This is a genomic window from Longimicrobium sp., assembly GCA_036387335.1.
GTDB lineage: Bacteria > Gemmatimonadota > Gemmatimonadetes > Longimicrobiales > Longimicrobiaceae > Longimicrobium.
Window position 1 is genome coordinate 1 of the sequence record DASVTZ010000077.1, and the last position, 23,251, is coordinate 23,251.

Genomic DNA, 23,251 nt, shown 5'->3' on the forward strand with positions numbered 1-23,251 from the left:
GTCGTCCGCGACAAAGGCGGGCCGCAGCGCCCGGGAGGGCACGGGCAGCCACGTGGGGCGGCCCCTACGGATCTCGGCGCGTTTGCCCTGGCGGCGGAGCAGCGCGGGGCACGGGCGCGATAAATCGCGCCCCTACGAGGCATCCGCGCCGCACACGGGGTTCTCCCCCTCACCCGCCCTGCGCCCCCGCAGGCGGGGGAGGGGGCCGGGGGGAGGGGGCCCGCTCCAGCACCGCCCGGTGCCGCTCCGACAGCTCCGCCGGCTCCGCCCACGCGCGGGCCATCGCCAGCGCCTCGTCGAGCACTTCGCGGAGGGCGGGGGTGAGGCGGCGCTGCTCGTCTTCCAGGAGCCAAGCCTCGAGCGCGGTTTCCAGCGCGCGGCGGCCCACGAGGCGGGCGCCGGGCTCGTTGCCGCCCTCGCGCAGCGCCTCCGCCTTGTCGGCCAGGATGCGCGCCCAGAGCGCCACCTGCTCGGGATTGCGGATGAGCTGCGCGGCGGTGGAGGGGTCCAGCCGCGTGGCCACGCCGGCGGCCGGGCCCAGCAGCGCATCGATCGCGGCGTCGGCTTCGCGGATGGCCGCGGCGGGGTCGCCCTCCTGCCGGCGGCGGCGGATGCGGCGGATCACGTCGAAGGCTTCCTCGATCATCCGCAGGAGGAAGTCCTGCCTCACAGGGGACATTTCGGCTCCAAGGGTGCCGTAAACACGTGAACTGTGTTAAGTTAGATGTGTCCGGCCGATCGGGCCGGCCGTCGCCGCACGCGGAACGCACCGCGGGGGCGACTCTGCGCGGAGTGGCGCCGTTGCGCCGCTCCGCTTCCCGTTTCCGATGGGTTCATGCCTTTCAACAAGCTGCAACTTCACCCGACGCTCCTGAAGGGGATCAAGGAGCTCGGGTTCACGCGCCCCACGCCCATCCAGGAGCAGGCCGTTCCGCCCGCCATGGAAGGGCGCGACGTTCTGGCGTGCGCGATGACCGGGAGCGGCAAGACGGCCGCCTTCCTTCTCCCCATCATCCAGCGCCTGATGGACAAGCCCCGCGGCACCACGCGGGCGCTGATCCTCACTCCTACGCGCGAGCTGGCCGCGCAGATCCACCAGCACCTCGAGGAGCTGGCGGTGCACACGCCCGTCACCGGCGCGGCCGTCTTCGGCGGCGTGGGGATGGGGCCGCAGGAGCACGCCTTCCGCAGCGGCGTCGACATCATCATCGCCACTCCGGGGCGGCTGCTGGACCACTTCAAGCAGCCGTACGCCAGGCTGAGCGGCCTCGAAGTGCTGGTGCTGGACGAGGCGGACCGCATGTTGGACATGGGCTTCCTCCCCGACATCCGCCGCGTGCTGAAGCACCTGCCCACCAACCGGCAGACGCTCTTCTTCAGCGCCACCATGCCGGACGCGATCGCCAAGCTCTCAGGCGAGATGCTGAAGCAGCCCGCGCTCATCAACCAGGAGCGCAAGGCGGCGCCGGCGGTGGGGATCACGCAGGCCATCTACCCCGTGCAGGAAGCGCTCAAGGCCGAGCTCTTTCTGGAGCTGCTGAAGCGCGACGAGATCGGCAACGTGATCGTCTTCACCCGCACCAAGCACCGGGCCAACCGGCTTGCGGACTTCCTGGAGAAGAACCGCATTCCCAACGCCAAGATCCACGGCAACCGCAGCCAGCCGCAGCGCACCGAGGCACTGGCCGGCTTCAAGAGCGGGAAGTTCCGCGTGCTGGTGGCCACCGACATCGTGGCCCGCGGCATCGACGTGGAAGCGCTGGAGCACGTGGTGAACTTCGACGTGCCGCACGTGCCGGAGGACTACATCCACCGCGTGGGCCGCACGGCGCGCGCCGAGGCCACCGGCGACGCGTACACCTTCGTCTCGCCCGAGGAAGAGGCGGACCTGCGCGCCATCGAGCGGGCGGTCGGCAAGAAGCTGCCGCGCGTGACGGTGGCGGACTTCGACTACAACCGCAAGCCCACGGAGCGGTTCGAGGTGCCACTGGCCGAGCGCATCGCCGAGATCCGCGCGCGCAAGCAGGAGGAGCGCGCCCGCGCCAAGGCCAAGGCAGAGCGCAAGGCGCAGAACGAGGCCGCGGGTGGGTCCAGCCGCGGCCCGCGCCGTCCGGCCGAGCCGTCGCGAGACCGTCCCCGCGCGGAGGGCCGTCCCTCCGATGGCGGGCGGCCGCGCAACGACCGAGGCGGCCAGCATCCCCGCTCCGCGGATGGACGCGGGCAGGGCGGCGGGCGCAGCGGTGGCCGCAGCCGCTCCGGCGGGCGTCCCACCGAGGGCGCCGCCTGACCCCTCCGGGGGGTTTGATCAAATGGCCTTCCGGGTGCAAGTTGTACGTTCACCAACGTACGGCCTGCACCCGGAAGCGCTAGATTCCGTGAGGCGCCGTACCTCCGCACCCCTCCTGTCGAACCGATGAACCGCTTCCTCCCCGCCCTCCTCTCGATCCTGCTGGGCGCCTGCGTGTCGTTCACGCCCATCCCGCGCGAGGGGATGCTGGCGGTGCAGCAGGAGGTGTGGTGGACGCGGATGCGCGCGCTTTGCGGCGGCGCCTTCGAGGGGCACCTCGTGGAGGGGAACGCCACCGACAGCGCCTTCGTCCGCAACCGCCTGGTGATCCGCGTGGACGAGTGCCGCGAAGGGGAGATGGCGATCCGCTTCCACGTCGGCGACGACCACTCGCGCACGTGGCTCGTGCGCCGCACGGAGGACGGGCTTAACCTGCGCCACCGCCACCTGCACGAGGACGGCACGGAGGGATCGCCCACCAACTACGGCGGCGACACGCAGGGTCCGGGGACGGCCATCCGCCAGGATTTCCACGCCGACAGCGCCACCGCGCGCATGCTCCCTGCAGCCGCGCGGAACGTGTGGACGATGGAGGTGATGCCGGGGCGCGCGTTCGGCTACGCGCTGCGCCGCGAGGGGACGGACCGGCGCTTCCGGGTGGAGTTCGACCTGCGGCGCCCGGCGCGCTGAGGAAACTCGGCACGCCCCCCTCGCGTATACCCTTCCCACGCAACCATCTGGGCGTGAACACGCCCGCACCGCGAGCCGAAGAACGAGATGTATGGGATCGCCGGACTGCTGACGGGGCGCACACTCGCCGGCCGCTACCGCATCGACGCGGTGGTCGGCCGCGGCGGCATGGGCGCCGTGTACCGCGCCACCGACGAGCGGTTGGGGCGCGAGGTCGCCGTGAAGGTGATCGGGACGGGCGGCTCCGACCCCGGCGAGCACGCCCGCCTGCGCGCGCGCTTCCACCGGGAGGCGCGCGCGGTGGCCTCGCTGCGCCATCCGAACGTGGTGGCCGTGTACGACTTTGGCACGGACGGCGAGGTGGACCTCGACTTCCTGGTGATGGAGCTTCTGCGCGGTGAGGACCTGGCCGCGCGCCTCACCCGCACCGGCGCGCCGCCGCTAGGGGTGGCCGTGTCGATCCTGCGCCAGGCGGCACGCGGGCTGGCCGCGGGGCACCGCGTGGGCCTCGTGCACCGCGACATCAAGCCCGGCAACCTCTTTTTGGAGGATGGCGACAGCCCCGACGAGCCGCACGTGCGCGTCCTGGACTTCGGCATCGCCAAGCTGGACGCGGACGACGGCTCCATGACGGCGCTCACCGAGTTCGGCCGCGCGCCCTTCTCCCCCGCCTACGCATCGCCCGAGCAGATGGCGGGCGAGGGCGACGTGGGCCCCGCGTCGGACGTGTTCAGCCTCGCCGCCGTCGGTTACCACCTGACGACCGGGATGCGCCCCTTCACCTCATCCGACTCCGCGCGCGCGGCGGAGGAGGTGACCGCCGCGGTGCGCGCCCTCCCGCAGCGCGCCCCGCAGCTCCCCGGCGATCTGCACGAGGCGCTGGTCCGCGCGCTGTCGCTGTCGCCGCGCGAGCGCTTCCGGGACGCCGCTGCCTTCGCCCAGGCGCTGGGCGTGGCGCCGACCGTCGCCTCCGCGCCACGCCCCGCCACGCCCGTTTCCGCCCCCTCCGAGCCGACGCTGATGTTCGTGGCGGACGAGGAGGATTTCACGCGCCTTCAGAACGAGGCGCCGCGTCCGGCCTCCACCACGGCGCCCGCGCCCCGCGTGCCGCCGCCGGCTCCCGTGCGTCCCGCGCCGCTGCGCGCGACAGCGGTCTCGGTGGAGCCGCCCGCGCCGCCCCCGGCCCGCCCATCGCCCGCCCCGCCGGTGCGTGCGATGGCCCACACCGCCGCGCCCGTTGTGCCTGGCGCTCCTATGATGGAGGATCGGCGCCAGCCGGGGATGATGCGGCGTTTCCTGCGCGCGCTGTGGGACTTCTCGGTCACCACCATCGTGGTGGGGCTGTTCGTCGGCTCCTGGACCCTCGCCGCCACAGGCGTGGTGGAGGAGAACCGCGCCCAGTTCCTCGGCGGCGCGCTCGCGACCGTGCTCTTCACCCCCTGGGCCGTGCACCGGCTGACGGGGAGGCGCGGGCGTGCGGGGCTGGGCGTGCTCGGCTCCGCGGCCGCCACCGGCGCCACGGTCCGCTACGTCGGCCTCGATGCCGACCCGGCCATCCTCCTGGCCGCTACCTTTGGGCTCCAGGTGGTGACGTGCTTCGCGCTGTCGTGGCTCACGCGGCGGAACGTGCGGGAGGCGGTGGCGGTGTAGGCTACCGGCGGCTGATCGCCGGGGGGGCCGCCGGGGGCTGAAGCCCCCGGCTGGAACTACGCGAAGCCCACTGAAGTGGGCTGGTGATACCCGGATGAATTGGGCGCCCTGCGCGCCGAAATCGCGCCGCCTGCGCGGATCTCTTCCCAGAGTCCGCACAGGCGGGTTTTTTGTGCTGTTGTTGGTGGGAGTTGACTCACACCTGGGGCCCCGGGATAGCACGAACACGCGACCCGCGCTATGCTGTCCGGTAGCCCAGAGAACCGTTCCGCGTCCACTCCACCCAGGATGCCCGTGCTCGTCCGCTTCGTTCCCGTCGCGGTGCTCGCGTCCGCGACGCTGCTGCAAGCGCAGCAGCCCGCCCTCACGGGGTACTCGCCCGCCGCCGCTCAGCGCGAGCGCGCGGCCGAGGCCGCCGCCATTCGCGTCCCGCAGCCGGACAGGGCGCGCGCCCACTCGCGCATCCTCTCCGCGGAGCCGCACGTGGCGGGGACGCCGGCGCAGGCGCGCACCCGCGACTACGTCATCCAGCAGATGCGCGCCATGGGGCTGGAGACGGAGGTGAGGACGTACAGCGTCTTCCTCCCCCACGCCACCTCGGCGCGCGTGTGGCGCTTGTCGCCGGAGCCGCGCGAGCTGCCTACGGCCGAGCCGCCGGTGCCGGGCGACTCCACCTCCGCGGGGTGGCAGTACCCGGCCGCCAACGGCTACAGCGCCGCCGGCGACGTGCAGGGCGAGCTCGTGTACGTCAACTTCGGGCTGATCGAGGACTACGCGCGGCTGGACTCGCTCGGCATCTCGGTGCGCGGCAAGATCGCGGTGGCGCGCTACGGGCGCTCCTTCCGCGGGATCAAGGCGCGCGAGGCGGAGCGGCACGGCGCCATCGCCCTGATCCTGTACAGCGACCCCGAGCAGGACGGACCCGGCACCGGCCAGCCGTATCCCAACGGTCCCATGCGCCCGGGCACAGCCATCCAGCGCGGGAGCGTCTTCAACGGCAACGGCGATCCCACGACGCCCAACCGCCCCTCGGTGCGCGGGGTGCGTCGCACGCCGCCCGTCACGGGCATCCCGCGTCGCGACACGGCGGCCACGGGCCGCATGGTGCGCGGGCGCGACGGCCGCATGCGCCCTGACGAGCGCGACACCACGCGCGCGATGCCGATGGTGATGTCCATCCCCAACATCCCGGTGGTGGCGATCGGCTACGACAACGCGGCGGAGCTGCTGCGCGGCCTGGGCGGGCGCGAGGTGCCCGCGGGGTGGCAGGGCGGCCTTCCCTTCCGCTACCACGTGGGCGCCGGGCCGGTGGTGGCGCGCGTGGCGGTGGAGACGGACGCGCGCACCCCCGCCGCCTACAAGCAGATCTGGAACACGCTGGGGACGATCCGCGGAAGCGAGTTCCCGGACGAGCTGGTGCTGGTGGGCGCCCACCGCGACGGCTGGGGCCCCGGCGCGGCCGACAACGTGAGCGGCACCGTCTCCGTGCTGGAGGCGGCGCGCGCCGTGGCCGAGCAGGTGCGCGCCGGCAACCGCCCGCGGCGCACCATCGTCTTCGCCACCTGGGACGCGGAGGAGTGGGGGCTGATCGGCTCCACCGAGTTCGTGGAGGAAGACTCCGCGCGGCTGGTGCGGGGCGCCGCGGCGTACTTCAACATCGACGTCTCCGCCACCGGGCCCAACTTCGGCGGGAGCGGGTCGCCGTCGCTGCGCGAGCTGGTGCGCGACGTGGCGCGGACGGTGCCGGATCCGTCCGGCAACGGGAGCATCTACCAGGCGTGGCGGCGCACGGCCGGGCTTGCGGCGGACTCGCTGGAGCCCGCGATGGGCGACCCGGGCGGCGGCTCTGACTTCGCCGGCTTCTACAACCACCTGGGCATTCCGCACGCCGATTGGGGGTTCAGCGGGAGGTACGGCGTCTACCACTCGCAGTACGACTCGTTCAACTGGATGACGCGCTACGGCGACCCCGATTTCCGCCGCCACACCGCCGCCGCGCAGGTGGGCGCCGCGATGGTGATGCGGATGGCGAACGCGGACGTCCTCCCCTTCGACTACGTGGAGTTCGCGCGCACCATGCGCCGCTACCTCCCGGCGCTGGACAGCACCTTTCGCGCGCGCGGCTACTCGGCGCTCAACACGGATGCGCTGCGCGGCGCCATCGACCGGATGGAGCGGGCCGCGGTCGGGCTGGCCCGCGCGCGCGACGAGGTGCTGGCCGCGCGCGTGCCGGACCGCCGCACCCTCACGCGCGCCAACGCGTCGATGCGGCGGGTGGAGCGGGCGCTCACGCGGAGCCGAGGCCTGCGGTCGCGCCCGTGGTTCCGCTCGCTGATTTACGCGGCGGACGAGAACAACGGCTACGCGAACGTGGTGTTCCCCTCCGTGCAGGAGGCCGTGCGCGCCGACGACCGCCGCCTGGCCGAGCAGGAGCTCGCGGACCTTGCCACCCGTTTCCTGGGCGCCACCGACGCGCTCCTCAACGCCCGCGACATCCTGACCGGCGACGACCGGCGGTAACTACAACTGCTTGGCTCACACAGAGACACAGAGACACAGAGGAAAGACGAAGAAGCTCTCTCTGTGTCTCTGTGTCTTTGTGTGAGATTGCTGTTCCGCCGTCACGAAGTATGAGACGCGCGGCTCGGGTTCTGCACGGGATGGCAAGCAACGTGAGGGCGGCGCCACTTCGCACCGGGACAGCGATGAACAAGAGAGCGTCCGACGGGGACTCGGTCCTCACGCCCGACGTGGACTCGCATGCGCAGGCACGGCCCGCGGACGAGGGCGCGGCGCAGCCGGACCTCACGCGCACCGGCGACGCGGTGGCGAGCGGGCGCACCACGCCGTTCGCCCTCACCATCCTGGCGGTGCTGGCCGTGGTGTACACGCTCCACCTGGCGCACGGGCTGCTCCTTCCCATCACCTTTGCGCTCCTCCTCAGCTTCCTCTTCAGCCCCCTGGTGCGGGCGCTGGCGAGGATGCACGTGCGCCCGCCCCTGGGCGCGGGGATCGTCCTCCTCGGGCTGCTGGGCACGCTCGCGCTGGGGGCGTACGAGCTGTCGGGGCCAGTGCAGAGCTGGGCCACCTCCGCGCCGCAGACGCTGGCCGCCGCGCGCGGGAAGATGACCAGGCTGCTCAAGCCGATGGAGCGCTTCAGCCGCACCGCCGAGCAGGTGGAGAGCGCGACCAGCGGGGTGGGAACGGGGGGGACGACCACCGCTGCGCCCCGCGAGGTGGTGGTGCGCGGGCCCAGCCTCATCTCGCGCCTCTTCGGCACCACGCAGCGCTTCCTCACCGGCGCGCTGGAGGTGCTCATCCTACTCTATTTCCTGCTGGCGTCGGGCGACCTCTTCCTGCAGAAGCTGGTCAAGGTGCTCCCCTCGCAGGGCGACAAGCGCAAGGCGGTGGAGATCGCGCGCGCCACCGAGGGCTCCATCTCCACCTACCTGCTGACGACCGCGGTGGTCAACGTCACGGAAGGGATCGCGGTGACGATCGCGATGTACCTGCTGGGGATGCCCAACCCGGCGCTCTGGGGCGCGCTGGTGGCCATCTTCGAGTTCATCCCCTACCTGGGCGCCGCGACGATGACGGTGATCCTGACCATCGCCGCCATCACCACCTTTGAGAGCACCGGGAAGGCGCTGGCGGTGCCCGCCGCCTTCCTCGTCATCAACCTGATCCAGGGCAACCTGGTGAGCCCCACGCTCCTCGGCCACCGGCTGGCGCTGAACCCGGTCGCCATCTTCGTGGGGCTGGCGTTCTGGTACTCGGTTTGGGGCGTCCCGGGCGCGTTCCTGGCCGTCCCCATCCTGGCGGCGCTCAAGATCCTCTGCGACCACGTGGAGTCGCTGGCCTCGTTCGGCGAGTTCCTGGGCGGGCGCGACGAAGGCGAGCGGCGGGCGCTGCTCCGCTAGAAAAAACAGAGCTGTAGATCTCAGGTGGAGCGCAGAAACCCGGCGAGCAGCTCGTTGGTGCGCTCCGGCACGTCGGACATCACCCAGTGGCTGGAATCGGGGATGCGCTCGATGCGCAGGTCGGGGACCCACTCCTCCAGCCCGTGCGTGTTGCGCTCCGAGAGCGCCTGGTCGCGCATTCCCCAGATCAGCAGCGTGGGCGCGCGAACCGGCACCGGCTCTGGCCGCGGAATGCGCAGGGCGCGGTAGTAGCTCAGCATCGCCGTGAGGGCGCCCGGCCGCGCGGCGGCTTCCTTGTAGCGGCGGATGTCCGCGTCGGTGAAGGCGCCGGGACGCACGGGATCGTAGCGGAAGATGCGCTCCAGCGCCGCGAAGTCCCTGCGCCGGATCGCCCACTCCGGCATGCGCGGAAGCTGGAAGAAGTACACGTACCACGAGCGGAGGAACTGGTCCGGCTTGCGGATCTCGCGGCGGAAGACGCCCGGGTGCGGAGCGTTGATCACCACCAGCCGGTCGACCACTTCGGGGTGATGCATCGCCACGTGCCACGCCACGATGCCGCCCCAGTCGTGCCCCACCAGGTGCACGCGCTCGGCGCCCAGCGCCCGCACCAGGCCCGCCACGTCAGCGGCGAGCTTCTGTACCGTGTAGCTGCGGTAGCCGGCCGGCTTGTCGGAAAGGTTGTAGCCGCGCATGTCCGGCGCGACGGCGCGGAACCCCGCCGCCGCCAGCGCCGGCAGCTGGTGCCGCCACGCGTAGCCGAACTCCGGAAAGCCGTGCAGCAGGACGACGGGCGCGCCGGTGCCGGCCTCGATCCAGTGCAGCCGCACGTCGCCCACCTGCGCCTCGCCGTCCGTCCATCCGGCACCGCTTCCCGGCATCGCTCGTCTCCCGTCTAGCGGATGGAGCCCTGCAGCTTCTGCGCGTCCGCCAGGTGCTGGGCGACGGCAGGGCGCGCCTTCTCCAGCAGCGCCTTCACCTGCGGATCCTTGGCGTTGGGGATCAGCATCGTCTCCAGCGCCTGGAGGGTGGCCTGGTGCGCCTGCACCTGGTGCGCCACGTACGCCGAGTCGAGCTGCCGGCCCGTCATCGCTTCCATCTGCTGGATGGCGGACTGCGCGGCCTGCTTCATCTGCGTGCTCTGCGCGTTGTCCTGCGGCGTCACGCCCTTGCTCTGCAGGAGCTGCGACATCTCCTGCTCCATGCGCGTGTGGTCGTCCACCATGCGCTGCGCGAACTGCTTCACCTGCGCGTTCTCTCCCTTTTGCAGGGCGACGCGGCTGCTCTGGATCTCGCCCTGGTTGGACGCGGACGCGACGGCGGCGATGTTGGCGTCGCTCATCTCTCCCGCGACCGGCGCCTGTGAGCCGGTGCCCGGGGGCGGCGCAGACTGCGGCACCTCGGCGGCCGGTGGCGTGACGGCGGCTGTGGCGGTGTCGCCCGCGCCTCCCCGGTTGTCGGCCGAGCCGCCGCTGCACGCGCCCAGCGCGGCGATGCAGGCGAGCGTGGCGATGCTGCGGTAACGGGACATGCGGCCTCCGGTCGGGAAAGAAGGACGCCGCGGAGCGGTGCGCCCCGCGGCACGTGTGCCCGCGATCGTCGGCAACTTCGATGCTCGCCCCGCGTCACGCGCGGGTCGCGGCGTGCCCGTTATCCCCCGGGCTCCGGGAGCGGCCCCTCCTCCTCGTCCGCGCGCCGTCGTACGGGGACGGCGCTCGCCAGCAGCTTCGCGAGATCGTCATCCGGCAGCTCGTCCCAGCCATCGGGAATCGGCCCGAGGCGGCGCTTTTCGACGTCGCACTCGAAGACCAGCCATCCCTGCACCAGCTGGTCCGCTGCCTCGCCGGCCATGCGCATGCGCGCGTCGAAGGTCGGGAACACGTCCCAGACCGTCCACTCGCGATCGTCGTGGAGCAGATTCCTCATCGGCATGCGGGCCTGCGCTCGCAAACGTTGTGCGCGGCCACTCGCACAGCCGCCCGGCGGTCCGCCTCTGCATCCTCCGGGGCGTTGTGGGGCGGCACGCGCGGACGTTCAGGGCCGGCGAATAACCGCCGCGGCCTGCCTGGTGAAGATCAGGACGACTCCGTGCTCTCCGGCTCGCCCGTACTCGGCGATCGCCTGGGCCGGCTTCACGGCCTCCATGCGATCGACGTGTTCCGGGCGGATGCCGCGCGCTACGATCTGCTCCCCCGACAGCCGCTCACCGTCCACGATGAACAGCGGCTGTGGTGTGCCAGGCGTAGTCGGCCCCGGACAGTCCAGCTGGATGGTGGCGCCGGGCCGCGGCTGTGGGGCCGGACCGGCGATATGGTCGGCCGCGCAGCCCTGCAGGAGCAGGGCGACGCCGGCGAGCAGGCGGGAGCTTGTCATGGGACGGATCTCTCGATCAGAGGAGCCGCGCGCGGTCTCGTTCTCCGCATCAACGCCCAGAGCCCTGCCTCCACGCACAGCAGGAGCACGGCGATGGTGCCCGTCACCGTCCGCACCTTCTCCTGTTGCTCGGGGGTCGGGAACCACTCCAAGGAGCCCCTGACGAGGTAGAGCACGTCCAATGCGAGCACCACCCCCAGCGCGAGCATCAACAGCCGAATCGCGAGTTTCATCTGGGCACCAAGGTGTGGGGGTCTCAAAGGGAGCGACGGGTACCCGGCCCTACAGCTTCACGGAAACAGTCAGGCTCACATCGCGCGGCGTCTCGATCGGTTCGAGGGACCGGGGACTCACCCGCACCCAGTGTTCACGTCTCGACGAGCCGACGGTGAACCCGATCACTGCGCCTCCGACGATGCCGCCCCCAATCAACTCGAGGACGTAGGGCATCTCGTCCGTGTCCTCGCAGAAAAGCTCTTCCTCGTCCAGGCATTCCCGGCGTTTCCCCGCCTCCTTGGCAATGACCTGCATGACGCGGTAAAGGCCATACGTACTTACCGCGATTCCGCCGCCAATGAGCGCGCCGCGGACCGTCCCACGGCGCCCCGCTTCACCCCTGGACAAGATTCCACGGCTGATTTCCAGGTGAGTGAGAGCGCTGAAGGGGATCGTTTGCACCGCTCCGTCGCTCTCCCTCCGCGTCGTGATGGATTCGTGGTCGATGCCGACGATGGTGCCCACTGCCGTTCCCCCGCCGCGATTGATCGCGACTCCATCAACGACTATGGGCACCGTCACGCGCACGCGCGTCCCGGGCGCCACGTCGATGCGCTGCTGGCAGGGAGCGGCGGAAGCGGTGCAGGCGACTGCGAAAAGTCCGGCGAGAGCGAGGCGAAACATCGGTATTCCGGTAAGATGGTTGAACAGCGTCGACGGAGGGGCGAACGGCCGCGCGGAGTCCGTGGCGCATGCTCACGCTCCCGCCGGACGGTCGGAGGCGGAGGGCGCCGCGGCCGGCGGATGCAGCACGGGCTCGAGCGTCTTCGGCGGTTGGGCAGGCTTCCCGGGATCGTCGGAGGAGCCGGCGCTCATGGGGTAGCAGTCGGGCGGCGACGTCTGCCCGGGACCGACGCTCGTCCAGCAGTATCACGACCTGCGGCGCGCCGCGGCCCGGTAGCCCGTCCCGGTCGACTGCAGGCTCAGCGTGACGCCGTGCTCGGGCCTGTACGGCAGGTTCGCGGCGCTGAGCGGCCGGCTTGCGTCCAGCGTGTCCGGAAAGCGGCCGTACTGGGACGAGTGCCGCTGCATGGCTTCGTTGAGCCGGACCAGCTCCTCCGCCGCTTCGGTTCGCGCATCGCCGCACCCGGCCACGAAAAGGGCGGCGACAACGGGCAGCAGTCCGCGGAGCATTGCGTTCGACTTCGGGATCATGCGAAAGCCTCCGGGCAGTCGTTCGATGGCGGCGATGGGCCGGTCAGGCTCGTGCGGGCGGCGCGGGCATGGCGGCGTTGAACTGCTCGGACTGCCCGCGCGGGATGCTGAGCGATTCCCAGCGGTCCGACTGGAAGTGCTTCGCCAGGAAGACGATCTGCCCCACGTGATACGCGGCGTGCGTGAGCTGGCGGTTGATCGCCTGCACGAGCGAGTGCGGCTCGCCGCGGATGTGGATGGTGCGGTCGAGGTCGTCCGGGGTGAGCGACTCCAGCGACGCGAACGCGGTGGCCCATCCTGCTCCCCAGCGCGCCATCACCGATGCGCGGGTCTCGGTGGGGGCGATGACGAACTCCGAGTCCCGGTCGCGCCCCGGCTTCTCGCCGTCGGTCGTGAGGAAATCCGTCCAGCGCGAGAGCAGGTTGCCCGCCATGTGCTTCACCACCAGGGCCAGGCTGTTCGACTCCGCGTCGATCGTCGCAAAGAACTGCGCGTCGGTCACGCGGGCGAGCGACCGGTCCGCGAGCGACTTGTACTTGCGCATCGTCTCCGCCGAATCGCGAAGGTACTCAGCTCGGAATGCATCCATCGGCCACCTCCAGTCCGTACAGGATCGACGCGCCAAACGCCGCAGCCGATGGGCTCCGGCTTCTGAGAATGGTGGGGCGGCCTCCGCGCGGAGTCAACCGGGCCGTGGGCGCGCCCGCCGGTCGCACCACCGGCATCGCGCATGCGTCAGGGCCGCATCGGGGCGGCACATGGACTCAGGTATTTAATGTTCGGTGTATTTCGGCGGAAGCTTGCCATGGAAAAGATCTCCCCAGCGGCGCCGGGCCGCACGTATCCATCGGATGAGCGCCTGCAGCGGCTCGCGGAGCGGGTTCGAGAAGAGTTCCGCGCCTTCGTCTTCGACCCTGCCTTCTCCTGCCTGGGCGCCCGCGCGGCGCTCCGCCACGACGGCCACCGCATCGGCGCCTTCGGACCCATGGGCACGCCCGAGGCGACGGAACAGCTCGCGCGCGCCCTGGCGGAGTTCGCGCCCGCGGCGGCGGAGGCGGAGTTCTCGACCTTTGTGGCCGCCTTCATGGGCGCCGCACCCGAGGATGAGACCGAGTTCGAGGCGCTGCTGTGGCGCCAGCTCCAGGCGCTGCACGACGCGGACGCCACGCGCGGCTGGGCGCCATCCGTCAGCGACCGGCCCGAGGACCCGCGCTTCTCCTTCTCGTTCGCCGGGATGGCGTTCTTCGTGGTGGGGCTGCACCCGGCGAGCTCGCGGCTGGCGCGGCGCTTCGGGTGGCCGACGCTGGTCTTCAACCCCCGCGCGCAGTTCGAGCGGCTCCGCGCGGACGGCCGCTACGGCGGGCTGCGCGACCAGATCCGCGCGCGCGAAGTCGCGCTCCAGGGCGACCTCAACCCCAACCTGGCCGAGTTCGGCGAAGCCTCCGAGGCAAGGCAGTACTCCGGCCGCGCCGCCGAGCCCGAGTGGCGCTGCCCCTTCCACCGGCATCCATGAGCACGCCGGACCTCAAACACCAGACCATGCAGACCATTCGCACCATCCACCTCCCCCCGCAGACCGGCGCCGGCTTCGAGATCCGCCGGGGCGAGCTTCTGCGCATCATCGATCCCACGGGCGAGCAGGTGTCCGACCTGGTGTCGTTCGCGCGCGACGACACGAGCGAATGGCTTTCGTCGGGGCGCACCATCGACTATGCCAACAACATCTATCTCACCACCGGGCACACGCTGTACTCCAACCGCAGCCGCCCCATGTGGACGATCGTGGAGGACACGGTCGGCCGGCACGACTTCCTGCTGACCCCCTGCTCGCCGGACACGTTCCGCATCATCTACGGCAACACGGACCCGCACCCGAGCTGCTTCGGCAACCTGGTGGAGAACCTGGCCCCGTTCGGCATCGCGCCCGACGCCATCCCCACCACCTTCAACGTCTTCATGAACGTGGTGGTGGGCGAAGACGGCGAGCTGGCGATCCTTCCGCCGTGCTCGCGGGCGGGGGACTACCTGCTGCTGAGGGCGGAGATGGAGATGGTGGTGGGGGTGACCGCCTGCTCGGCCGAGCTCTCCAACAACGGCTCCTTCAAGCCGATTGACGTGGAGGTGCTGGCCAGCGCACCGGAGTGACGGCGGCGTAGCTCGGCCATGGGCGTGGCGGCCCGGCGCAGGACTGAGCCGCGGTAGCGAACGCCGCCGTGCAGCACGCGCTCGCCGACCGCCAGCCAGCTGCACACCCCCCGCTCCACGAACAGCCACGCCGGCGCCAGTAGCGACGAGCTGGCCGGGAAGTACGCCGCCCCGCCATCCCGCCTGCGCCCCCATTCCGCTACCGCTGCGACGCCCAGCACCGCGCCGGCAGCGGCCTTCCACCGTCCGCGCCACGCGAGCGCGCCCAGCACGGGCAACGCGGCGAGTTGCACGGCCATACGCCCCGGCCGCGCCCATTCGTCGTATGCCTGGCGGACCCGCTGGTTGACGAAGTGGCGGGCCTCCGGCGGCTGGCGTAGGACGAAGACGTCCCTCGCGACGTGCTCGCGCCCTCCCGCGGCGAGCACGGTGCGCACCATCTCCAGGTTCTCGAACATCACCGCGCCGTCGTAGCCGCCGGTGGCCAGCAGCGCGGAGCGGCGCACCGCGAGCGTCCCGGGCCAGTCGCCGTCCATGGCGCGGTTGAGCAGGATGCGCCCCGTGTCCCACCTGGCGTGCCAGGGGAGCGGGTGGAAGTAGTTCTGCGGGCGGACGACGTGCGCGTCGTCCAGCAGCCCCGCCACAGCCGTCAGCCCGTCCAGATCGTAGCGCACGTCGTCGTCGGCCACGACGATCCTCTCGTGCGTGGCGTGGTGCACGCCCGTCAGCACCCCGCCCACCTTCCCCATGGGCGTGGCCTTCTCCGGGTCCACCGGAAGATGGCGGACGAACGACCCCCACTGCGCGGCGTGCGCGGCAAAGACCTCCGCGTCCGACCCGTCGACCACCAGCACCTCCGCGTGCGCCGAGAGCCACCGAAGGTACGCGGTGAGCCCGCCGCCGTGCAGCGCCGTGCCGGAGCGCAGTGGAAGGACGTACGAGATCAGCATGCCCCGTAGCGGCGGCAACGCGTGTGCCAGCGGTGCCGGCAGCTTCAGCGCGCGACTACGCTCCCAGGAAGTGGCGCGCCCGTGGGAGAAGCGCCGCGGGCCGCACCGTTACTCGGGCGCATCGTCAGGGCGGAAGCCGAGGTGAGTGCTCATGGTGAAGCTCGCCACGTTCGTCCGGCGCGGCGCCGTTACGATCGCCCTGTAGCCGTGCGCGCGCGCGTACTCGACTCCGAGCAGCTTGAGCGCCGTTCCGATCCCCCGCTGCCGGTACTCCTTGCGGACGCCCGTCCACCCCTGCTCCAGCCGGCCGTCACGGCTGAGCTTCGGGTCCAGCAGCGTGTACGCGATCCAGCGCTCACCGTCGAGGGCGAGGAAGCACGCCTCCGGGTCGAGCTCGAACGAGTCCAGCCGGTCCCGCATGGCCTCCGGGGTGCGCGGCACGGCCGGATCTCCGGTTTCGCTCCGCGTGTCGTTGTCGAGCTCCGTGAAGCGCTCCAGCCAGTCCGCGCACCGCCCCTGCGCGGCGGCAAGCGTGGTGAACGTCACACCGCCCGCCTCCAGCCGCGAAAATAGCGGTCCGAACTCACTGACATCGACATCCCGCACCGCGAGCTCCAGGACGACCTGATCTGGCAGCAGCATACCCCACCTCCTTCAGAGTTCGGCCGCACGATGACTCAAAAGCAGGTCAGCGCTCCATCTCGCACGTGGGTGAGCCGTGTTCGCCGATGGTGACGATGGGGCGGCAGTTCGCGTGATCGGGATCGGGCTTCAGCTTCTGTGCCTCGCGGCAGAAGATCGCATCATTGACGTACTCGCGGATGCGCACGAGCAGATACTCATTCGTCTCCCGGTCGAATCGATCCCAGAAGTATGCGGCGAGCTGCGCACCGCGCTTTGTGCCGGCCTCGTCCCAGTCGCTCCCTCCGCGCTCCGCAGCGTCAAGGTGCAGCGAGCCACGAACCGCTTGCAGATCCGCGAGCAACTCGCTGAACTCAGCGACGAACTTGGCTTTCGACACAAGTGTCTCCGGGAGGTGCAGTAGGACGGTGCCGTGAAGCAGCGACACCGCATGTGATGGGTCAGAAGGGCAGAGTCGTAAGACTACTTCGCCCAGGATGATCTTCGCCTCGATGGGTCGAAACAAGACATCACACCTTACCGAGACTCCACTCAGGTTCAAGGTTCAAGGGCGGCTGAATCTCGGACACTCGTAACAGCTGGTTTCTGAAATCACGAAGCTCCGCCAGTAAACGCTCGTCACCGTTGCTCAACGTGCGCCCGTAGGTAGACAGGATGGTCTCGGCGGGACGAACACCGTTTTCGTCTTCGTAGGGCCAAAACTGCAACTGCAGAAAGTAGTCCGCCCATTTCTGTTTTGACCCGATTGAAAAGTTCAACCGATCTGCTGGGGTCGTAGTGACTAGCCGTTCGATCTCCTCCTCACGCGCCCGTATCTCAATACCGCGCTCGCGGAGCACAGAGTCGGCAAACTCCTGATAGACTGCCCTGATCTCCTCGGCCTCAGGGATACGCTCGAGCAATCCAATGAGCGAGCAGTCTTCCCAGTGCAAACCACCCCGATCCAGTAAGAATGGTCGGTAAATTAGATTATGCCGTGCATCCACCGTTCTTGTGATCAGATCGAGCGCTGTGGTTGCAATAGGCTGTAGGGGTCCTCCTGAGGGACCGGGCCAACTGCGATCCTCAAAGACGGAGTGCGTTACGATTGCGGCTGGGTCGATCTCTGCTCTGGTAGGAGCATTTGGGTTGGCGCAGTGGGATCGTAACCGTCTGGATACTTTCCCCATCCTGTACGTGAAGTCCAGCAGCAGGATTGTGAGACAGAGCTGGAACGTTGCCTGATACGCTCGGATCACCCAAGCGTAGCTATCACAATCCGTCCGGCGTCCAAGCACAAATAGATGGTAAACACCGCGCTGAAACACCGCACTCGCGGATTGGATGCGGTGTATCGGGTCATCAAAGTTAAGAAGATCGCGCATAGGTCTAACCAGTCCTCAAAGATGAATACGTAAGACTGACTGTCCAACACCGAACTGCGGGACCCGCTCCAGTCCACGCACAAAAAGCATCGGGTCGAGACCAAGACCCTGTGCGCTGATGACGGCGCTCAACGTACCGAAGGGGCTCTGATTCCAGATGCTGCGTGCCTGTTCTATCCGGTAACCGGCAAAAGCCAAGTATGGTTCGAACCCCTGAAACATCTTGAACTTCGAAAGGACTGAATCGCTGAGGAAGTAGTAGTCGTCCCTCAACAGATTCCTCGTGCATGCATCGTCGTAAAGCATAGAATACAGCACAGCGAGTCGCTCTATTTTCTCACCTCCCTGGGCATCCATGAGCAAGCGCAAGTCCGGTTTGCCATTGAAGTCTTCGTGGTACTCCTTATGACAACTGAAACAGAGCGTAGCTCCGTTGCCCGTTTGGAACTCGGCTTCGGGCAAGAAGCTCTTCCGGCAAACATGATGGGCAGCGACCCGATCCGGCGAGTCACAAACAACACATCGATACCCGTCGCGAAGGCGCACGAACCTGCTCCACAAGGTCCGGCACCACCTCCGGCTTCGGCCTACTGTTAGAGCCTGGTTCAATCGAGCAAGTGCCGCCTCGAGCGAGTCGTTGGATCCCGTCATGTGCAACCCCTTCAATGAGACGGTGGCTGGCGCGGAAGTTTCGCCTGCTCATTACGCAACACGTGCGCGGCCGTTGCGAACACGAGCGAAGGCAGCCAGATCCACACGAACTCGCTCCGCAGCACCATCAACCCGCGTACGGTAAAGAAGCGGCTGATGCTCAGCGGCGAGACCTCAATGGGGCGCCACGGAAAAAAGTAGCGGCTGTTCTCCAGGGGCGCGAAGAAGGCCACGCCCAACCCGCCCGTGGTCAGCGCATCCAGAGAGGCGTGAGAGGCAGTCGCGAGGAAGAAGAACAGCCACAGCCTCCCTCGCTGGCGCTCGCGCGGGAAGAACAGCGCCACGACGACGGCCGCAAGCAGCGCCGCAAAAAACAGCGAGTGCGACAGGCCGCGATGCCCGAGCACGTGCTCGTACGGGATGCCGAAGCGGAAGGCGATCACGTCCAGGTCTGGCAGCACGGCGCACGCCGCACCCAGAATCCAGAAGCGTGCGGGCAGAGCCGGGCGCCAGAACGCGGTGCCCAGCGCGAGCGCCGCGGCGGCGTGAGAGAATGCCGAAGCCATATGGGGGTGTTGATGGCGTGCAACGTGGGTCGCGCTCGCCGCTCGCTATCGCGGTGCACGTGTCAGCAGAAGAATTGATCCAGCGTCCTCCAGGCGCAACCGAGATCCTTGAAGATGGTAGCCGCCGTCGAACACCACGCGCCCGGGGTTCCAGTACGACCTGCGGATGCGCAGGTGCCCCTTTTCGGCATCAACGTCGAACCTCGCTTGCCGAAAGCCGTTGGGGGTCCGCAGCACCGCCCTGTAGGCGAACTCCGGCTCGAAGTAGATCGTGGCAGCCGAGTCCAGCATCGTGGCCGACGCCGGACGGCCCTTCGCCACCACGGACTCGACACGCCACCTTCCGTCGATCGGCGTCGGGCGAGTCTTTGCGTAGAACTTGGCCCAGTACGCGAGCTGCACCGCGGCACCGAGAACCATCGTCCGCGCGCCGTATCGCATCCAGATACGGGAGCGACGTTCCACGTTCGGATGAGATGCCTCGGCGGGCAGAACGAGTGCCGCCCTGAGTGGCGCCCAATGCATTGAAAGTATGTAGCACACCATGCCGAAGAGGATGAGCGCCATCAGCAACGCTTCGCCGATCGAGTAGAAGATGTCGATCAGGACGATATTGCCGAGCATCCCGAACAGCAGAAGCGCCCCCAACGGCGTGGTGCGCCTGTAGAGCAGGAGCGCGGCACCCGCGATCTCCGCCGCGGCGATGAAGAGCCGGTACGTGTCCGAATAGCCAAAGAAACCCCAGACCAGAGCGAGCCCGGACAGATCGCCGAACAGGGTGTCGAACTCGTGGAGGAGGCTTACGAACTGCGAGCGGAAGACCTTGGCGAACCCGTAGCCGAACATCCAGAACGCCACAAAGTAGCGGCAGAAGCTGTAAGCGAATGAGCTTTCGGCGGGGGTTTGTCGCATATGGGCAGAAAAATGGGAAGTGATCGAGAAGGCACGGAGAGCAAGCCGCCCTCTGTGCCTCCGTGTCACTGCGGAACTGCGGAACTGCGGGTTTAAGGCTGCCTTGCCCCAGCAGTTCCTCGCGCTCCTTCTCTGCGGACCTCTCCGAGTCTCGGCACCTCGTGCGGGGCAGTTCTCTCGGACGTGGGCGCGCGCGTATCTGCTACCCCTGGCCCACATCGCACACGCATCCGCTCAGCCCGTCAGCTGATTCCAAGTCCCTTCAACACGGTCCCCACGAGGGTGCTGGCATTCACGAAGCCTGCCCCAAACCACCTGTCCTTTCCTTCCCCTACGCGACGCCCCGCGACGAAAGCCACCGGTACATCTGCGGCCCGGGGCCCCAGCAACAGCACGAGCGGCTCGACACCGAGGTAGACATTACGAGCAAGGTGTTTTGTACCAAAATCCGTCCCGAGGAATAGCCGGGTACGATCAACTAACTCCCCTGGTCCCTGCAACTCGCTATGCTTGAGGAAATCGGCGAGCGACGGCAATGACAAGTCTATCCCAACCAGAGGGGCGACAGACTTGGCGGTATCTCCAGTCTCACCCGCTTCAATCACTGCTGCCCCAGCTAAAACCGATGGGAGCGCGTGCGCGATCGCCCGCGCATCGAATGGCCTCAGGTATCTTTGCGCATCCGCTGAATCGTTAGGAACCGCGAAAGTCGAATCCCGTTTGATCCATGCGCGTAGCGTCTGCTTTCCGGCCGTACTTGAGAGTGCCCACCGGAGCCGTGCTGCGCAGCCGAAGCGATTCCGGTCGAGCTCGCTCCAAAGGCCAGGAGATTCATACTTCTTTGGTTCCGGCGTGCCTCCCGCGCCGACACTGAGATACTCGAAAACAACCACTGTGCGGTTGCAAGCCGCTGGCGTCGCTTCGAGCTCCGCCTCAATGTCATCGCTGAGGAAGCGCCCGGCGAATGCGGAGTGGTCTCCGGCGGGCGACATTCTCTTGATGAACGCCAGTGGGACTGGCGTCCGACGCGACACGCGAATCTGCCGCGTGGTCGTGACTCCGTTCAGTGAGGCTCTTGCGGTGATCACAATTGGTTCCGCTTGGATCGAGCCCTGCCAGAGCACATCCACATAGCCACGCGCACGGGTCGTGTCCGCGTCGCGCAACACCCCGTGTGTGGCACTGAAAGTCACCGGCTGGCCAACGATGGGGGTGTCGTTCGCCGCGCGTAGTTGCAACAGGAGCCGGAGTTCGCGAGTCGCGGGGTCCACTTCGATCCTGCACGCGGCCTCGGTGGGAGCGGTAGAGGGAGGATCGATGCAGTGGATCAGCTGTCCGTAGACGGGTGCCGCTGCCGCAATGGTAACGAGTACCGGAACACACAACGTCCCAATGAATCTCATGACTGCCTCCTGATGAAGGGGCGGGGATGATGTGGGAGTACGACTATCTACCGGTTAGGGGCGGCGTTGAAGCGGAGGAAGGCCATGTCGACTGAAGCGGCTGGCACTGGCGGAAGCAAGCCACTGGCTCATCCGGACCCAAGTCTGGGCGGCTGTTCGAAAAAGGTCAAGAAACTCGTTCCAAGGAACCCAAATCACGCGCAAGTTGAAGCGAGGATGAGCGCAGGCGAGCCAGGAGTTAACCCCATGACTCGCCCGTTCGATTTCCTGAGCTCCAGCGTCCCCGTCAACTGGAATGACGTGGACGAACTCCAACTCACCGCGCCGCCAGCAGCTCCTCGCGCTCCTTCTTGGTGGACTCCACCAGCTTGGGCACCTCGTGCGCGGGGACTTCCTCGTAGGCGTGGAAGGCGCGGGTGTGGGTGGCGCGGCCCTGGGTGAGGGAGCGCAGCGTGGTGGAGTACTTGTACAGCTCGGACTGCGGCACCAGGGCGCGCAGGCGCTGGGCGCGGCCCGCCGGCTCGATTCCCAGGATGTGGCCGCGGCGCTGGTTCAGGTCGCCGATGACGTCGCCCAGGAACTCGTCGGGGGTGATGACCTCGACGGCCATCACCGGCTCCAGGATCACCGGCTCGGCGCGCGACGCGGCCTCCTGGAAGGCGAGCGAGCCCGCCACCTTGAACGCCGCCTCCGACGAATCGACCGTGTGGTAGCTGCCGAAGAAGACCTCGGCCTCGAAATCGACCACCGGGAAGCCGGCGAGCACGCCGCGCACGGCCGCTTCCTGCACGCCCTTGTCCACCGCGGGGATGTACTTGCCGGGGATGACGCCGCCCACCACCGCGTCGGTGAAGCGGTAGCCGTCGCCGCGGCTGAGGGGCTTGATGCGCACGTGCGCGTCGCCGAACTGGCCGCGCCCTCCCGTCTGCTTCTTGTGCCGCCCGTGGCCCTCCGAGACCGCGCGTATGGTCTCGCGATAGGGGATGCGCGGGGCGCGGACGACGACGCTGACTCCCGTTTTGCGCTTCAGCCGCTCCAGCTGCACCTCGAGGTGGAGCTCGCCCAGGCCGCGGGCGATGGTCTGGCCCAGCTCGGCGTTGTACTCGGCCGAGAAGCAGGGGTCTTCCTCGTGCAGCTTGTGCAGGCCCACGGAGAGCTTGTCCTCGTCGCCGCGGGTGGCGCTCTCCACGGCGACGGCGATGTCCGGCTCGGGGAAGCGAACCCCTTCCAGGATCAGCGGATGCGCGGGGGAGGAGAGGGTGTCGTTGGTGTGCGTGTCGCGCAGCTTGGCGACGACGCCGATGTCGCCGGCGCGCAGCTCGTCCACCTCCAGCCGGTCGCGCCCCTGCGGCACGGAAAGGTGCGACAGCTTCTCCAGCTTGTCGCGCGTGGCGTTCCCCACCTCGTCGCCGTTCCGCACCGATCCGCCGAAGACGCGGAAGAAGGAGAGCTCGCCCACGTGCGGCTCGCTGGTCGTCTTGAAGACCAGGGCGCAGAAGGGGTCGGAGTTGAGGCCGCGCAGCTCCACCGTCGTGCCGCCGCGCCCCTCCGCCATCTCCGCCGGGCGCTCCTGCGGCGAGGGGAGGAGCTCCACCACCTTGGTGAGGAGCGCGCGGATGCCGTACGTGAGCGTGGGCGCGCCGCAGAAGAGCGGGTATAGCTCGCCGCGCAGCATCGCCTGCTTGAGGGCGTGGATCGCCTCGTCGCGGGTGATGGTGTCGCCCTCCAGGTAGTGCTCCAGCAGCGTGTCGTCGGTGGCGGCGATGGTCTCGATCAGCTCCGCGTAGTAGCGGTCGACGGTGGCCTGCAGCTCCGCGGGGATGTCGCCCTCCTCGTACTCGCCGGTCTGCGTGCCCGGCGTGTAGAAGTGCGCGCGGTCCGAGAAGAGGTTGACGATGCCGCGGAAGCTCTCGCCGCTGCCGATGGGGACCTCCACGGGGATCGCCTTGGGCGTGAGGTGCTCGCGCACGTCCTGGTACACGCGCTCGAAGTCCGCGTTGGGGCGGTCCATCATCGAGACGAAGAGGATGGCGGGGAGCTCGCGCTCGGCGATCATCTCCCACGCGCGCTCGGTGCCCACCTCCACGCCGCCGGGCGCGGAGAGGACGACGAGGGCGCCATCGGCCACGCGCACGCCGGCGCGCGCTTCGCCCAGGAAGTCCAGGTAGCCGGGGGTGTCGATGAAGTTGACCTTGGCGTCCAGCCAGGTGGCGTGCGCCACCGAGGTGTTCATCGAGCAGCCGTGGGCGATCTCTTCGGGGGTGAAC

Annotated in this window: 24 protein-coding genes and 1 pseudogene; 7 read left to right on the forward strand and 18 right to left on the reverse strand. The window is 68.9% G+C overall.

The features are described from left to right. Positions 1-169: 169 nt before the first annotated feature. A complete protein-coding gene (locus tag VF647_06550) occupies positions 170-679 on the reverse strand; it encodes a hypothetical protein (GenBank protein HEX8451736.1) in 510 nt (169 codons plus the stop codon). A gap of 156 nt (positions 680-835) precedes the next feature. Between VF647_06550 and VF647_06555 the strand changes: the two genes are divergently transcribed. From VF647_06555 to VF647_06575, 5 genes are all read left to right on the forward strand, one after another. Further along, positions 836-2,287, forward strand: a complete 1,452-nt coding sequence (locus VF647_06555) for a DEAD/DEAH box helicase (protein HEX8451737.1) — start codon at positions 836-838, stop codon at positions 2,285-2,287. Between the two features lie 126 nt (positions 2,288-2,413). Continuing rightward, positions 2,414-2,977, forward strand: coding sequence for a hypothetical protein (locus tag VF647_06560; protein HEX8451738.1), 564 nt, complete (start codon positions 2,414-2,416; stop codon positions 2,975-2,977). Positions 2,978-3,064: 87 nt separating this feature from the next. Beyond that, positions 3,065-4,627, forward strand: a complete 1,563-nt coding sequence (locus VF647_06565) for a serine/threonine-protein kinase (protein HEX8451739.1) — start codon at positions 3,065-3,067, stop codon at positions 4,625-4,627. A gap of 288 nt (positions 4,628-4,915) precedes the next feature. Next, entirely contained in the window at positions 4,916-7,147 is a 2,232-nt protein-coding gene (locus tag VF647_06570) for a M20/M25/M40 family metallo-hydrolase (GenBank protein ID HEX8451740.1), read from the forward strand. A gap of 185 nt (positions 7,148-7,332) precedes the next feature. Continuing rightward, positions 7,333-8,547, forward strand: a complete 1,215-nt coding sequence (locus VF647_06575; GenBank protein ID HEX8451741.1) for an AI-2E family transporter — start codon at positions 7,333-7,335, stop codon at positions 8,545-8,547. A gap of 20 nt (positions 8,548-8,567) precedes the next feature. On the opposite strand, the gene VF647_06580 is transcribed toward VF647_06575, so the two are convergent. The 8 genes from VF647_06580 to VF647_06615 all read right to left on the reverse strand — a co-directional run bounded on the left by VF647_06580 (position 8,568) and on the right by VF647_06615 (position 12,940). After that, the gene (locus VF647_06580) at positions 8,568-9,428 is read right to left on the reverse strand and encodes an alpha/beta hydrolase (GenBank protein ID HEX8451742.1); all 861 of its coding nucleotides are present in this window, start codon (positions 9,426-9,428) and stop codon (positions 8,568-8,570) included. Between the two features lie 14 nt (positions 9,429-9,442). Then, entirely contained in the window at positions 9,443-10,078 is a 636-nt protein-coding gene (locus VF647_06585) for a DUF4142 domain-containing protein (protein ID HEX8451743.1), read from the reverse strand. Positions 10,079-10,197: 119 nt separating this feature from the next. Continuing rightward, positions 10,198-10,473, reverse strand: coding sequence for a hypothetical protein (locus VF647_06590; GenBank protein HEX8451744.1), 276 nt, complete (start codon positions 10,471-10,473; stop codon positions 10,198-10,200). Between the two features lie 108 nt (positions 10,474-10,581). Beyond that, complete coding sequence (locus VF647_06595) at positions 10,582-10,920, reverse strand: hypothetical protein (GenBank protein HEX8451745.1); 339 nt, start codon at positions 10,918-10,920, stop codon at positions 10,582-10,584. Continuing rightward, complete coding sequence (locus VF647_06600; protein HEX8451746.1) at positions 10,917-11,153, reverse strand: hypothetical protein; 237 nt, start codon at positions 11,151-11,153, stop codon at positions 10,917-10,919. Before VF647_06600 ends, VF647_06595 begins: the two co-directional genes overlap by 4 nt. Positions 11,154-11,202: 49 nt before the next feature. Further along, a complete protein-coding gene (locus tag VF647_06605; protein HEX8451747.1) occupies positions 11,203-11,820 on the reverse strand; it encodes a hypothetical protein in 618 nt (205 codons plus the stop codon). Positions 11,821-12,066: 246 nt separating this feature from the next. Then, positions 12,067-12,351 (reverse strand): hypothetical protein, encoded by a 285-nt coding sequence (locus tag VF647_06610; GenBank protein HEX8451748.1) that lies wholly within the window; start codon positions 12,349-12,351, stop codon positions 12,067-12,069. Positions 12,352-12,394: 43 nt separating this feature from the next. Beyond that, positions 12,395-12,940, reverse strand: a complete 546-nt coding sequence (locus tag VF647_06615; protein ID HEX8451749.1) for a DUF1572 family protein — start codon at positions 12,938-12,940, stop codon at positions 12,395-12,397. A gap of 216 nt (positions 12,941-13,156) precedes the next feature. On the opposite strand from VF647_06615, the gene gntA reads away from it, so the two are divergent. After that, positions 13,157-13,864, forward strand: coding sequence for a guanitoxin biosynthesis heme-dependent pre-guanitoxin N-hydroxylase GntA (gene gntA / locus VF647_06620; GenBank protein HEX8451750.1), 708 nt, complete (start codon positions 13,157-13,159; stop codon positions 13,862-13,864). Then, positions 13,861-14,496, forward strand: coding sequence for an urea carboxylase-associated family protein (locus VF647_06625; protein HEX8451751.1), 636 nt, complete (start codon positions 13,861-13,863; stop codon positions 14,494-14,496). Before gntA ends, VF647_06625 begins: the two co-directional genes overlap by 4 nt. Before the next feature lie 335 nt (positions 14,497-14,831). Here the strand turns inward: VF647_06625 and VF647_06630 are convergent. From VF647_06630 to VF647_06670, 9 genes and pseudogenes are all read right to left on the reverse strand, one after another. Beyond that, a pseudogene (locus tag VF647_06630) lies at positions 14,832-15,446 on the reverse strand (glycosyltransferase family 2 protein). 108 nt (positions 15,447-15,554) lie between these two features. After that, complete coding sequence (locus VF647_06635; protein HEX8451752.1) at positions 15,555-16,088, reverse strand: GNAT family N-acetyltransferase; 534 nt, start codon at positions 16,086-16,088, stop codon at positions 15,555-15,557. 46 nt (positions 16,089-16,134) lie between these two features. Then, positions 16,135-16,467, reverse strand: a complete 333-nt coding sequence (locus VF647_06640; protein HEX8451753.1) for a hypothetical protein — start codon at positions 16,465-16,467, stop codon at positions 16,135-16,137. Positions 16,468-16,597: 130 nt separating this feature from the next. Continuing rightward, the gene (locus VF647_06645) at positions 16,598-17,020 is read right to left on the reverse strand and encodes a hypothetical protein (protein HEX8451754.1); all 423 of its coding nucleotides are present in this window, start codon (positions 17,018-17,020) and stop codon (positions 16,598-16,600) included. Between the two features lie 447 nt (positions 17,021-17,467). Further along, the gene (locus VF647_06650) at positions 17,468-17,914 is read right to left on the reverse strand and encodes a hypothetical protein (protein HEX8451755.1); all 447 of its coding nucleotides are present in this window, start codon (positions 17,912-17,914) and stop codon (positions 17,468-17,470) included. Positions 17,915-18,114: 200 nt separating this feature from the next. Beyond that, entirely contained in the window at positions 18,115-18,669 is a 555-nt protein-coding gene (locus tag VF647_06655; protein HEX8451756.1) for a metal-dependent hydrolase, read from the reverse strand. Between the two features lie 45 nt (positions 18,670-18,714). Next, complete coding sequence (locus VF647_06660) at positions 18,715-19,581, reverse strand: hypothetical protein (GenBank protein ID HEX8451757.1); 867 nt, start codon at positions 19,579-19,581, stop codon at positions 18,715-18,717. A gap of 242 nt (positions 19,582-19,823) precedes the next feature. Then, complete coding sequence (locus VF647_06665; GenBank protein HEX8451758.1) at positions 19,824-20,984, reverse strand: hypothetical protein; 1,161 nt, start codon at positions 20,982-20,984, stop codon at positions 19,824-19,826. A gap of 316 nt (positions 20,985-21,300) precedes the next feature. Continuing rightward, positions 21,301-23,251 (reverse strand): elongation factor G (locus VF647_06670; GenBank protein HEX8451759.1); only part of this gene is annotated, 1,951 nt, incomplete at its 5' end.